Source organism: Bacillus sp. OTU2372 (assembly GCF_038440275.1).
GTDB classification, from domain to species: Bacteria; Bacillota; Bacilli; order Bacillales; family Cytobacillaceae; genus Neobacillus; species Neobacillus bataviensis_B.
The window spans coordinates 927,887-941,732 of the sequence record NZ_JASATK010000001.1 but is presented as its reverse complement, the minus strand read 5'-3'; the positions used below and the strand labels follow the sequence as shown (position 1 = coordinate 941,732).

12 protein-coding genes are annotated in these 13,846 nt (G+C 38.4%); all 12 read right to left on the bottom strand.

Features of this window, described 5'->3' with window-relative positions; genetic code table 11:
- Positions 1 to 148: 148 nt before the first annotated feature.
- The 12 genes from AAHB15_RS04440 to AAHB15_RS04385 all read right to left on the bottom strand — a co-directional run bounded on the left by AAHB15_RS04440 (position 149) and on the right by AAHB15_RS04385 (position 13,517).
- The gene (locus tag AAHB15_RS04440; RefSeq protein WP_342041814.1) at positions 149 to 1,207 is read right to left on the bottom strand and encodes an LLM class flavin-dependent oxidoreductase; all 1,059 of its coding nucleotides are present in this window, start codon (positions 1,205 to 1,207) and stop codon (positions 149 to 151) included.
- Positions 1,208 to 1,295: 88 nt separating this feature from the next.
- Positions 1,296 to 3,317 (bottom strand): ABC transporter ATP-binding protein, encoded by a 2,022-nt coding sequence (locus tag AAHB15_RS04435; RefSeq protein ID WP_342041813.1) that lies wholly within the window; start codon positions 3,315 to 3,317, stop codon positions 1,296 to 1,298.
- A 12-nt stretch (positions 3,318 to 3,329) separates the two neighbouring features.
- Positions 3,330 to 4,211, bottom strand: coding sequence for an ABC transporter permease (locus AAHB15_RS04430; RefSeq protein ID WP_342041812.1), 882 nt, complete (start codon positions 4,209 to 4,211; stop codon positions 3,330 to 3,332).
- Between the two features lie 14 nt (positions 4,212 to 4,225).
- Positions 4,226 to 5,206 (bottom strand): ABC transporter permease, encoded by a 981-nt coding sequence (locus AAHB15_RS04425; RefSeq protein ID WP_446715838.1) that lies wholly within the window; start codon positions 5,204 to 5,206, stop codon positions 4,226 to 4,228.
- Positions 5,184 to 6,836: an ABC transporter substrate-binding protein gene (locus tag AAHB15_RS04420; RefSeq protein ID WP_446715837.1), complete on the bottom strand. Its 1,653-nt coding sequence runs from the start codon at positions 6,834 to 6,836 to the stop codon at positions 5,184 to 5,186. The genes AAHB15_RS04425 and AAHB15_RS04420 overlap by 23 nt, the downstream gene beginning before the upstream one ends.
- Before the next feature lie 12 nt (positions 6,837 to 6,848).
- Positions 6,849 to 8,186 carry an LLM class flavin-dependent oxidoreductase gene (locus tag AAHB15_RS04415; protein ID WP_335572933.1) on the bottom strand — a complete coding sequence of 446 codons (1,338 nt, stop codon included), beginning with the start codon at positions 8,184 to 8,186 and terminating at the stop codon, positions 6,849 to 6,851.
- A 98-nt stretch (positions 8,187 to 8,284) separates the two neighbouring features.
- Complete coding sequence (locus tag AAHB15_RS04410; RefSeq protein ID WP_335572915.1) at positions 8,285 to 9,301, bottom strand: LLM class flavin-dependent oxidoreductase; 1,017 nt, start codon at positions 9,299 to 9,301, stop codon at positions 8,285 to 8,287.
- A 149-nt stretch (positions 9,302 to 9,450) separates the two neighbouring features.
- Positions 9,451 to 9,786, bottom strand: coding sequence for a hypothetical protein (locus tag AAHB15_RS04405; protein ID WP_335572914.1), 336 nt, complete (start codon positions 9,784 to 9,786; stop codon positions 9,451 to 9,453).
- 172 nt (positions 9,787 to 9,958) lie between these two features.
- The gene (locus AAHB15_RS04400; protein ID WP_342041810.1) at positions 9,959 to 10,861 is read right to left on the bottom strand and encodes a LysR family transcriptional regulator; all 903 of its coding nucleotides are present in this window, start codon (positions 10,859 to 10,861) and stop codon (positions 9,959 to 9,961) included.
- Between the two features lie 328 nt (positions 10,862 to 11,189).
- Positions 11,190 to 12,278, bottom strand: a complete 1,089-nt coding sequence (gene phaC, locus AAHB15_RS04395) for a class III poly(R)-hydroxyalkanoic acid synthase subunit PhaC (RefSeq protein ID WP_144562222.1) — start codon at positions 12,276 to 12,278, stop codon at positions 11,190 to 11,192.
- A gap of 66 nt (positions 12,279 to 12,344) precedes the next feature.
- Complete coding sequence (gene phbB / locus AAHB15_RS04390) at positions 12,345 to 13,088, bottom strand: acetoacetyl-CoA reductase (RefSeq protein WP_335575126.1); 744 nt, start codon at positions 13,086 to 13,088, stop codon at positions 12,345 to 12,347.
- 33 nt (positions 13,089 to 13,121) lie between these two features.
- Positions 13,122 to 13,517, bottom strand: coding sequence for a polyhydroxyalkanoic acid synthase subunit PhaR (locus AAHB15_RS04385; protein WP_342041809.1), 396 nt, complete (start codon positions 13,515 to 13,517; stop codon positions 13,122 to 13,124).
- Between the last annotated feature and the right edge of the window lie 329 nt (positions 13,518 to 13,846).

Here is a 13,846-nt window from a genome sequence, read left to right as displayed (position 1 = left end):
AAAATACTAAGCTTATGTGATTATGGATGACGCAAGGAGGCTGCAAGATGTCCAAGGTTAAATAAAAATAAATTTAGATGCATGATACGGATCTGATTGCTCATTGAATTCCCCCTTTCCGCCAGTAATCATATAAGGCAAATAGGTTTTATAAATCGACTGCTGCTTTTTCTATTTCCCAAATAGTACTAGGGATCTCACGTCTAAGCACTGGAATAACCTCCGTAGCGAATCTCTCTAACTGCTCATATTGTTCTTCCAGACTTATCCCCCCCACACTTATACTTTGTACTTGGTGTCCGAATGCTTGATGGTATTTAAGTATCTTATCTATTACATAATCAGGACTTCCTATTAAAGGTGAACCGTTTTGAACATGGTCCTCAAGACTCTTAAATGGAGATTGGTTATGTTTTGATGCATCTGTATTCATATAAGTGTCATAATATGGCCGGAACCTGTTAATGGCCTCTTCCGTTGTGTTAGCCAAATATAAGCTGCCTGCACCAGCACCGACGACAGCGTTTTTTGAATCGAACCCATAGAACTCTAGACGTTCACGATAATGGTCAATCAATTCTTTGTATTTTGCCATGGGGTGAAAAGCATTTGATGAAAAAATCGGTTCCCCATTTTTTGCTGCAAGCTCTGTAGAAAGTGGGCTAGATGCACTGCCATGCCAAATTCTAATCTTCTTCTGATAGGGTCTAGGTTCTGTTGTCACATTTTTTAATGGAGGACGATATGTCCCTTCCCATGAGACATTTTCGTCAGACCATAACCGTTTAAGAAGATCATACCGCTCAGCTAGTGATATCCATTGCTCTTCCTCTTTGATTCCGAATAAGGGGTAGTGGCGCGGATCGTTACCTTTTCCAATCATCATCTCCAATCTTCCTCCAGATAGATGATCGAGTGTGGCATAATCCTCTGCTACTCGCACTGGGTCAAGGACGCTCAAAACTGATATGGTAGGCATCAAGCGTATTTTTGAGGTTCGCCCTGCAATGGCCGTTAACATTAGGGCTGGTGAAGAAGATAGAAATGGAGCACCATGCCTCTCACCTACTCCATATCCATCATAACCTAGCGTTTCTGTGAAAACGGCTTGATCAATGACTTGTTGAATTCGTTCTTGCTCTGTTAATATCTCTCCTGTCACACCATTTGGATGATTACTCATCAAATCAAACACAACAAATTTCATCCTTGTTTCCTCCTATTTAAATCCCTAGCCTTCTATTAAGGACACTTTTCGTTCTGATTTCTACAATTTCGTCCTTCACCCTGCCCATTTAAACTGGATGATGGCATGCAGCCCAATGACCTTTACTCACTTCACTAAATAAAGGCTGTTCTTCACGACAACGGGCAGTTGCTGCCGGGCAGCGGGTATGAAATCTGCATCCAGATGGCGGGTTTGCTGGTGATGGAATTTCCCCACTAAGGGTTATCCGTTCCCTTAAGCACGTGGGATCGGCTACTGGGATTGATTCAATAAGGCCTTTTGTATAATGATGGGCAGGATGTAAAAACAACTCTTCACTATTAGCCAATTCCACCAATTGACCTAAATACATCACACCGATCCGATCGGAAATATGCCGAACAATATTTAAACCATGGCCGATGAATAAATAAGTTAATTTCCGTTCCCTCTGTACATCCTTCAATAAATTAATGATTTGAGCCTGAACAGAAACATCTAATGCCGATACCGCTTCGTCTGCTAATATAAACTTGGGATTTATCGCAATAGCTCTAGCAATCGCGATACGTTGACGCTGGCCGCCAGAAAATTCATGGGGATAACGATCATAACTGTTTTTATTTAACCCAACAATCTCTAATAATTCTTGAACTCTTTCAATCTTGTCTTTCACACTAATTGTTTCATGAACTTGAAGAGGTTCTCCGATAATTCCCCCAATCTTCCAGCGAGGATTAACAGAACCATATGGGTCTTGGTAGATTACTTGCATATCCCGTCTCATTTCACGTAATGCTCTTCCATGTAATTTTGACAAATCTTGGCCCTGAAAGAATACCTCTCCACTGGTAGGTTTCTCTAATTGCAAGAGAACTCGGCCCAAAGTCGATTTTCCACTGCCTGATTCTCCAACCAGCCCAAATGTTTCACCTACATTGATATGGAAGGACACGTTATCAACAGCGCTAATATATGCTTGCTTTCGAGAGAATAGTTTCTTCCCAATAGGATAATATTTACTTAACTCTTGAACCTCAAACAATGGTTCACCAATAACTACAGGAGTCGCTTGAGCCATTTCTTTTTGAGGCTGTACGTCAACTTTCGTTTCCAAATCTTTATTGAAGAGTTTTTCTGATACCTCTTCCGTATACCAACAAGCTGTCTGGCGATTATTAACCTCCATTAATGGAGGCGATTCGCTCTTACAGAGATCCGTTGCAAATGGGCATCGTGGATGAAAATGACATCCAGAAGGTAAATCATCTAAGCCTGGAATTGATCCTTTAATAGAGTATAGTTTTTTGCTCCTATCACCATCCACATTCGTGATTGATTGTAATAATCCATATGTATATGGATGATAAGGCCGTTCAAATAATTGTTTCACATCAGCTTGCTCAACGATCTTGCCGGCATACATCACAATAATTCGGTCCGCCATTTCTGCTGCAACGCCCATATCATGGGTTATTAAGAGAATGGACATGCCAAGTTCTTCTTTCAATTCCTCTAGAAGCTGCAATATCTGAGCTTGAATGGTCACATCAAGTGCGGTAGTCGGTTCATCTGCAATAAGTAAATCTGGATCACAAGCAAGCGCCATGGCGATCATCGCCCTTTGAAGCATACCTCCGGACATCTCATTTGGATACTGGTTCAAACGAATTTCAGCATCCGAGATACCCACTCGCCTTAGTAAATAAATGGCCCTCGCTTTAGCTTCTAACTTATTTGAATGCTTATGTTCAAGGATGGTCTCAATGATTTGTTTCCCAATGGTAAAGACAGGATCAAACGCAGCCATCGGTTCTTGAAAAATCATCGCTATTTTTTTCCCGCGAATGGAACGGAGTTTTTTTTGTGAAAGTTTTGTAAGGTCGATTCCATCGATTACGATACTTCCCTCCGCTATTTTTCCATTCTCGTAATCTATAAGCCTCATAATCGTTTTAGAAGTTACCGTTTTGCCGCTTCCTGACTCCCCAACGATACAAACCGTTTCTCCTTTTTTAATTTCTAATGTGACATCTTTAATCGCAGTTAACACATGATTGCTACTGGTAAAATCAACCTGTAAGTCCTTTATTTCAAGTAATTTCTCCATTTTTTCTCTCCCCTACCTCGTTTTTGGGTCAAAGGAATCGCGAAGCTTATCGCCAATAATATTGATTGAGAGGACGAAAAGAGTAATGGATAAACCTGGAAAGGTGGAAATCCACCATGCCACTGTTAAATATCCTCTTCCTTGTGATAGTAAGGCGCCCCAATCAGGAATTTCCTTTATGGTCCCAAGACCTAAGAAACTTAACCCTGAACCAATTAAAATCGAAGTACCAAGTCCTATCGTCCCCAAAACAAGAAGAGGTGACCAGGAATTAGGTAAGATATGCCATAGGAATATCCTCCAACTAGGTGTTCCAATTGAACATGATGCAGCGACGAACTTTCTTTTTTTAATACTCATCATTTGTCCTCTCATTACACGTGCATAGCCCGGAATTGCCGAAGCCGCTACAGCCAATACAATATTAAATAAACTAGGACCAAGAGCAGCAGCTATGGCTAAGGCAAGTAGTATTCCTGGGATAGTCATTAAAATATCGATGACCCTCATTAAGATTACATCAACAAAACCGCCAATATATCCTGCCAATGCTCCAATACTCCCACCTATAATTCCACCTATAAGTACGGATGTTACACCAATAATAAGCGAATCCTGACTTCCATAAATGACGAGACTAAATACGTCCCGGCCAAAATAATCCGTTCCAAACCAATGATTGGCACTTGGCTTACTTAGGATATACTCTGCATTCATATAGGTCGGTGAAAAGGGCGCAATCCACTTAGGAAAAATGGCACAGGCAATAATAAAGAGTACAATAACTGTTGATGTGTATAAAAAGAGGTTGGATATGGAGAAGTTCGTTTTCCTTTTCTTTAAAGTCCATTTCGGAACTCGCAGTGTTGTTTCAACATTAACGATTTCTTTCATTTATACTGCCTCCTTTACCTTTGATCAGATCTCCGAACCCTGGGATCAATTAATGAATAGGATAGGTCAACTAGTAGATTGACAATCACATAAACGATCGCACTAAAAAACACAACCCCCTGAATTACAGGTAAATCTTTAGCCATGATAGCATCCGCAACAATTCTGCCAACCCCCTGCCTGGAAAAGACGGTTTCGATGACAACAGTACCTGCCATTAATTCCCCAATATTAATACCAATAATTGTTATCGCAGGAATTAATGCGTTTCTAAGAGCATGTTGGTACATAATTACCCGTTCGGAAAGACCTTTCGCACGAAGCGTCACAATAAACTGCTCATTTACTACTTCGAGCATGCTCGTTTTTACCATCCGAATGATTAATCCTGCACCTACAAATCCTAGAGAAAGTGATGGAAGGACAAGTGTCTTCCAGCCATCTGATCCCATAGCAGGAAACCAGTTTAAAAAGACAGAAAAAATGAGAATTAATAAAATGCCTGACCAAAATGTTGGCATTGAAATTCCAAATAACCCTATTAACCTAGCAATAAAATCAATCCATTTATTCCTGTATATTGCCGAGAGCACTCCAAATAGTAGTCCAATTACTATAGAAAATATGGCACTCGTAAGTGTAAGAGCAAGTGTCGCCGGAAAATGTTCTAAGACTTTAGGCAAGACTGGTTCGCTATTGATAATAGATTGACCAAAATCCCCATGTAAAACGTTCAAAAAATAATCAGCAAATTGAATATAAATTGGTTGATCAAGCCCTAGTTCCTTGCGTAAATTGGCTACCGTTTCAGCCGTTGCCGTAGTGGGATCCAGCATGGACAGTACTGGATCACCTGGCAGCAAATAGATGATAAAAAATACAAGGATGAGGGAGCCAAAAATGGATACTAAAGCAGATGAGATTTTTAAAAGAATCTTGTTGGCAAGTGCCACATTTATCAGCTCCATTCCATTATTTTTTAATATTTGCATCATTAAATAGTGGATAACCTAATGAATCAAACTTAATCCCGTTAACAGTCTTAGATGCTGCCACGGTATAAGGGAATACATAAATAGGAAGAATCCATGCTTGATCAATGATTTTCTGTTGAACTTTTTTGTAGAGCTCTTCTCTTTTTGCTAGGTCAGTTTCTACTGTTCCGGCTTCTAACCATTGATCTATTTCTGGATCGGAACCGCCACCCAACCTCTTTACAGTTGCCTCCTGATCGGGAGTTGTTGAGTGATAAAAGGCTCGCAATGCATTGGGGTCTGAATTAACTTGGCTATTTCCATACACATCATAATCGGCTTTCTGTTGAACCACTGAAGCAATGTCCTTTGTAATATTGATTTCCACCTTAATTCCAATCTTTTTTAACTGCTGCTGGACCATAACGGCAATATCATTTCTCTTCTCACGGTTTGGAGTTCCATCGACATATGTTAATGTCAGTTTTTTTCCATCCTTCTCACGAATACCGTCCTCCCCTTTTACAAGCCCTAGTTCATCAAGGAGCTGATTAGCCTTCTTTACATCAAGCTTGCTTCCATTTTCAAGCGATTTATCATAACCTAAAATACCTGGTGATAGTGGAGACCATGCTCTTGAATACGTATCTAAGTAAAGTGTCTTTACAATCGCGTTCACGTCAACCGCAAGCTGAACTGCTTTACGGGCTTTCACATCATTCCACGGAGCCCTTCTTTGATTAAAAAAGAGGGTATATGGTAAACCAATTGTGTTCACTTGAAGCAATTGAGTGTTCGGATCCTTTTTTAATGAAAGAATATTTTGCGGCGGTACTGTTTCTGCCGCAAGCACTTGCCCGCTTTGGACACTGCCGATACGAGTTGCCTCTTCTGGAATGATTTTAAAGGTTATTTTATCAAGATAAGGTGCATCTTTGTTTTCTACAATGGAAGGGCCCCAGTGATAATCTTTATTTTTTCCAACCACAATGTCTGCATTATCTGCCCAACTGACAAACTTATATGGTCCAGTACCTACGGGATTTTTTCCAAACTGATCACCATACTTTTCTGCCGCAGTCGGGGAAACAATCCCCAGCATCGCCTGGCTTAGGTTACTTAAAAACGCCGTTGAAGGGGTTGCAAGATTGATTTTGATTGTGTAATCATCAATCACTTCTGACGATTGATAGGGTTTTAGAAGGGCAACCGCATTTTTTGCTTGGGTTTTTGGATCTATAATCCGGTCAAAACTATATTTAACAGCCTCCGCATTAAAAGGTGTTCCATCCTGAAACTTGACGTCCTTACGAAGCTTAAAAGTATAAGTTTTTCCATCATCTGAAATTGTCCATTCTGTAGCAAGCCACGGTTTTATTGTATTATCTGGCGCCTGAACGACTAAGCTGTCAAAAATGGTTCTGAATGCACGAACAGCAACCGCTAAACCACTCCGTGCCGGATCAAGTGAATCAGGAGAGGTTGCAAGTGCATAGGTTAATTCACCTCCAGAGTTAGGCTGTGATTCAACCTTCCCGTTTGTTCCTTGTGAACTACTATTTTTGGTACTAGTGCTACTTGCACAGCCTGATAATAAAAGTAAAATTGCTAATGAAGAAGCTACTAATTTTCCACAATATACTCGTTTCACATGAACCACCCCTTAACCATTTTTCACGGTATTTTTTAAATAACGATTTTCTGGGTACGGCAATCCTAGATTGCCTCGTAAGGTATCTGCTTCATACTCCGTTCGAAAAAGACCACGTTCTTGCAGAATTGGTACTACATGCTCAATAAAACTTGTTAGATTACTAGGAACATTGAAGTGAATAATGAATCCATCGGCCCCATATCCCTCAAACCATTCCTGTATGCGATCTGCTACTTTTTCTGGCGTACCAATAAACGGAGTTCTAGGAGTCGCAGCCCTTAAGGCAACCTGGCGAAGAGTTAAATTTTGTTCTCTCGCTTCCTGTTTTATTTGATCTGTTCCACTTTTGAAGCTATTTGAACCCAAATCACCGATTTCTGGAAAAGGTTCATCAAGTGGATACTGTGAAAAATCATGATGTTCAAAAAAGCGGCCTAAATAGTTTAATGCTTGTTCAATCGATACTAAATTAGCAATCTCTTGATATTTCTGGTCAGCTTCCTCGTCTGTCTTCCCAACAATTGGCTCGATGCCTGGCAAGACGAGAATGTGATCAGGATTTCTGCCATATTCAGCAGTCCTGCGTTTAACATCTTGATAAAATTTTTGTGCCTCCTCCAATGTCGCATGACCAGTGAAAATAGCATCAGCGTCTTTAGCTGCAAGGTTTTTCCCATCTTCAGATGATCCTGCTTGAAAGACAATCGGCCGCCCTTGCTTTGACCTGCCAATATTTAACGGACCTTGTACAGAGAAAAATTCTCCTTTGTGATTTAATGGATGTAATTTTTCAGAATCGAAGAATACTCCTGATTCTTTACTGCGGATAAATGCATCATCTTCCCATGAATCCCATAATCCTTTGGCAACATCTAAATATTCAGAGGCAATTCGGTATCTTTTTGGATGGTTAGGATGCTCCTCAATCGTTTTGCTAAAGTTTAATGCTGTTTTCTCTAAAGGGGAGGTAACCACATTCCATCCAGCCCGACCATGACTAATATGATCCAATGAGGAAAATTGCCGGGCAACATTAAATGGTTCACTATAGGAAGTAGATATGGTTCCCGCAAGACCGATTCGTGAAGTGACAGCTGCAAGTGCCGATAAAATCGTAAGCGGCTCAAAACGATTTAGAAAGTGGGGCAAAGATTTTTCATTAATATGCAGGCCATCTGCAATAAAAACAAAGTCAAATTTAGCCTTTTCAGATTTTTGCGCTTGCTCCTTATAAAAATCAAAATTAACACTGGCATCTGTTAATACCTCTGGATGCCTCCAAGCGGCAATATTTCCCCCCACGCCATGAATAATCGTCCCTAGTTTTAATTGTCTTTTATTTGACATCACAATTTCCGTCCCTTCACTCATTGGATTGTTTATAATCCCTACCCGAATAGTTGGTTTTAGCGTTAAAAAAATAATGAAACTCTTCATTCCGAATCTTATTTACTTAAAGGGTGAATAGTTAAATTGGCCGTTTTTAAAGGGCCTAACAATTGAAATGATTGATATCTTGCTGCTTCTTGTTCAATTGGTGTATGTATGATAAATTCATCTACCCGGTACGTTTTATGAAGTTGATTTAAAACTTCCGTTATATAGTCAGGTGTTCCAGCAATAATGTCTGCTTCTTGTTCAGTAATTTCATATGGTTCACCGGATTGCTTTCCAAAGAATTTCGCTTGCTCAGTTGATTGTACTGTCACGGAGCGACCGCTCTGAAGATGAACTTTGACTATTTTTCTGTTCCCTATCAATTGTTCTGCCTCTGTTTTAGTAGGTGCAGCAATAACAGCCAACGAAACAATCAATCGTCCCTTTGGAAAATCTTCCCGATAAAGATTTGCCGCTTCTTCAAATACCGCTTCATCACTATTGATAAATTTAGCAAACACAAATGAAATTCCTAGTTCTGCTGCAAGCCGAGCACTGTTTGCACTCGCACCTAGTAGAAAAATTTCTGGCTTTTCCTGGGGAATCGGGGTCGCTTGAATACCTGCAAGCGGATGACTGCTATCGACTGAGTTTTCAATTAAGTCTAATAAAAAAGAGAGCCGTTCTGAAATGTCCTTACCGTCGTTGACCGTTCCATACTGCAGGGCTTTTGTGGATAAAGGAAGACCACCTGGTGCTTTCCCAATCCCGAGGTCTACTCTTCCAGGTGCCAGATTTGATAAGACATGGAAGTTTTCAGCCACCTTATATGGACTGTAGTGTTGAAGCATGACTCCCCCGGACCCAATTTTAATGCTCTTGGTTTGAGCCAATAAATAGGAAATCAATACCTCCGGTGACGATCCTGCTAGTTGCTCTGCATTATGATGTTCAGAAACCCAAAAACGCGAGTATCCCCATTCCTCTGCTTTTTTAGCCAGTAAAACCGTTTGTTGCAAGGCATGAGAAGCAGTTGTTCCTGGAAAAATTGGACTCTGATCTAAAATTCCCAACTTATAACTCATTGATATTTCCCTCCGTTTTTTCTGACTAAACCAATCAGAAAAGTATGTTTTTATTTATTGTTTTTTATCCTACACCGGCAATGAGGACATCGCAATACTTTCTCTGATAGGAAATTTGATGTATTTGATTAAAAAAATCTATCGCTCTATTAATCCTTATTATTGATAAAATCATTCAATCTTTTAGTTAGACCTCCATGACCAAATCTAATAAATTTAGATGAATGAGGTTCATTCAAGTCCTCTTTAACAGAATCTAAAAAGGCTAAAAGCTGAATTCTGCGAGAATAAATATTAATAATCCCATATTCGTAAAACCATTGATCAATCGTATTATAGATTCCTCTATTTACTCTATATTGTTGATTGCACCAGATAAAAAACTGTAAATCTGGCATATTAAGATATTTAAGCGTTCCAAAAGTATTTAGTTTTTTCGTTTTAATAAAAGGTCTCACATCATTTACATTTTGTGCTTTCATCATCAACATCCTCCTTTTATACCCAAGAATACACACTTGAATAGTCGGATTTAAAACAATAATTATCCAAAGTTTAGTGAAAAAGTGTATTTACTTGACATTAATCCTATCACCGAGAAGATAGAAATGACAATACGTTTAGTAATAGAATAATTTATTCTTTTCATTAGAAATTTTAATTAATCGTCAGTATGCTTTGATTGTTAAATTCCTTAACGGACAAAAGGATAGCATCCCAGACCCGCCTATGTGCAAAACTATTGATTAGATGGGTGGCATAAATATGCTGCTGAATTTGCATGAGATGTGACACATCTATCTCAATAAGATCTCCCCGTTGAAGTTCATCTATAATACTTAAGGATGGTAAGAACCCTATGCCATGTTTATTAAGAATAATAGATTTTGCTACTTCGAGGTGATCAACAAGAAAATCTATTTTTGGCTCAATATTGGCTACTTCAAATAAATGATAAACGCTATTCCAATCAAAAGCCCCGCATTCAAAAAATACCAAAGGTTCATTTGCTAATTGTTGAACAGTGATTTTCTTTTGAAATTGAAATAAGTGTCCAGGATAAACAACTAATTTCACAGCATTATTTAGAAGCTCATGCTTTTGCACTCCTTGATGATTAACATCCTTTAAGAAGGCGATATCAACCTGCCTTTGCAGCAATTTCTCAAGCAATACTTCGTTTGGAGCTGAAATAAATTTAAATCGAAGCTCAGGATGCACTTTTTTTAAGGAAGGAAGGGCAAATGGTATAAAATATTGTGATGTAATTAAATTCGCCCCAATCACGATTTCCTCTGGATGGTCTTCTTTTTTTAATAGTTTCTTCCCTTGTTGATACGTACGAATAATTTGTTCTGCATACGGAATAAAAGCTTTTCCCTCCTCAGATAGTGTCAAACCTCTCCCCTTTCGTAAAAAAAGTTCGATGCCAAGGTCCTGCTCTAATGTTTTAATTCTCGCTGTTACGGTTGGCTGAGATAAATAAAGTGCTTCTGCTGCTTTATGGATACTTTCAAGGTGAACCACATACATAAAAGCATCAAGATGATCAATATTCATTCTAACACCCCTTTTTGACTTACTATGAAGCGTTAAATAATACTTCATTGGCTATTGCTTACTAAAAATAAAAAGGCCCCTTTCCGCATCATGCGTTTAGGAGCCTTTGGTTGACCAATCAGCTAACTTCTTTTTTGAATTATTTAAATTTTAACCCAATTAATCCTATAAGTAAAGTAAGAATAATAATTATTTTAATGAAAACCGTTCATTAAAATAATTATTTGTCTTGATATTTTTTAGTAATTTAAAATAATAATTTTCAACTATATAAAAAGTGAGTGTTTAAAAACACTCACTTTTGGGTATACATGTTTTAAGCTGATGATTAATTAGAACGTTCAGCGAGCCAATCACCAATGGTTGGGTAGGTAATTTTGGAAGCTTGGCTGCCAAATGTAATTGATGTATGACCAACTGGTAAATTTTTAAACTGTTTGTCTTTACTAGAAATAGCATCCATCAAAGCTTCGACCATATGTGGCTGGGCAATTAAGTCATTTTGACCTGCTAAATTTAGTACATTAGCCGTGATATTCTTCAAATCAACTTTGCGGCCGCGAACGACTAATTCCCCTTTAATCAGCTTGTTTTTTTGATAAAAATCTCTGATCCACTGGCGATATGATTCACCTGGGAATGGAATACCATCGTTTAACCACTTTTGCAGCAGTTTAAAGCTTTTTACAAACTTTTCATTATCAACACGATCAACTAGACTTACAAATGGACCATAGAAGTTAGCCATTGGCTTTGAAAGCTTGTTTCCATAGTCAATCATTTCAGGTGGAATCACACCAAGGGTATCTACTACTTTATCAATATTAAAGTATTTTTCATTTAACATAGCACCGTATGAACCTGAATCTTCAAAATCAAACGGACTTGTCATAAAGATCAGATTGCGAATCGGTAATTCAGGGTAAAGAGCTGCAAAAATAGACGTCATCGTACCGCCCATGCAATAACCAAGAATGGACAATTCATCAACTTTTGATGTCTTTAAGACTTTTTTAACGGCCCGAGGGATATAGTCGATAATAAAATCATCTAGTTTCATATTACGATCTTCATATCCAGGTGTACCCCAATCAAGAAGATAGACGTCAAATCCATTATTAACCAGATATTCTATTAAACTTCCGCCCTTAGTTAAATCCAAAACGTATGGTTTATTGATTAATGCATAAATCAATAGTAATGGGATTTTATGTTTCTTCGGCTGTTCAGAAACATAACGATAGAGTTTCGTTTTATTCTTAGTCCAAATCACCTCTTTGGGAGTAGGACCTACTTCTGGCTTAGGATCAACAGTTAACACTTGGGTTGCCTTCATGACACGTTTGATTTGCGTTCCATACTCTTCAGGGAGCGCGTCAAAAAACATGTCCCAATCTTTTTCCGCAAGTACGCTCATGTTGTTCACTCCTTCCTTAGCTTAATTATTATTTACTATATACATAGATTTCTGCCTTCATGACAATTACATGTAAAGTCCGCCATTAATATTAAGCTGCTGACCAGTAATATAGGCTCCATCACTACATAGGAAAGCAACCCCGCGAGCTACTTCTTCCGGTTTTCCTAGACGTTTTTGCGGAACTTTTTCTACAATTCCAGCTAGAACTTTTTCAGGGATTGCTTGAACCATTTCAGTTCCAATAAATCCTGGGCAAATCGCATTAACAGTAACATTTGTCTTCGCTAATTCAAGAGCAAGTGATTTGGTGTACCCAATAAGTCCAGCTTTTGCTGCTGCATAGTTGGTTTGACCAAACCCGCCCGCTTGTCCGATAATCGATGAAATGTTGATAATGCGGCCTGCATCTGATTCGAGAAGGTAAGGAAGTGCAGCTGATGTTGTGTTGTAAACACTGTTTAAATTAACATCAATTACTCTTCTCCAATCCTCTGAGCTTAGCTTTTTAAATGTGCTATCTCTCGTAATACCTGCATTATTAACCAAAATATCTACTCTTCCAAAATGATTGAAGGCTTCCTGTACAAGATGTGCTGCATCATCGATATTGGAAACGTCCGCACGAACTGCATAAGCTTCTCCACCGATTTCATTTATATCTGCTACCATCTTTTCAGCTAGTTCTTCACGGGAAACAAAGTTAAGAACCACTTTTACACCCTGTCTTGCAAGTTCCATCGAAATAGCTGCACCAATACCTCTGCTGCCGCCTGTTACAATTGCTACTTTACCATTTAAATTTGTCATGTTTTTCATCCCCCATTGGTGTTAGTATGTAGGTTATTCTTTAGTCTTTAAAATGGATAGAATTTGATTCAGTTTTTTATCCAGATTCTTCATTTCGGATTTCAATTCCGATATTTCGCTTTTAAAAGACACCTGATTGTCAGTGCTCTCAAGTTTATCCTCTAGCAGTTCTTCTAAGCCATCGACCTTTGTATCGACATTAACAATTTGAGAAGATAAGTTAGCAAGATCCTTGCGTGATGGCAGATTGCCAAGTTCTAAATATTTTTCTGTTGTTTCGTCAATAAATTTTTTAAATTGTAGATTCATGTCTAAAAGTTGCCCGATCCCCTGGGAAGGAAAAGACTCCATGATTTTTTCATCGTATAAATTACTACTCTGGTTATAAAGATCCTTCCAAGCTTCAAAAACATTAAAATTTGTTGTCAATTTTTTTCCTCCTTCTTTTTATCGACATTTTAATCATACTAACATCCTTCAAACAATTAAAGAACAAACATTAAAAATAATCCAAAAATATTATTGCATATTACGACAAATTTCTAGCCTCAATGTGAATTACATATATAGAAATTTTTTATAAACCCCTTAAACCCAATAGTCGCAGTGGTTTAAGCGCTTCCAAAACCAATGGGTAATTTTTCCTTTGTTCTATTTTTGTTATAAATTGAATAGTATTTTTAGCAAATCGCTATTGTTTTTTAAACGATAGTCGGTTGTTTAGCGGCTAAGGAGTAGTCGTTTTTTCAACAAGTATC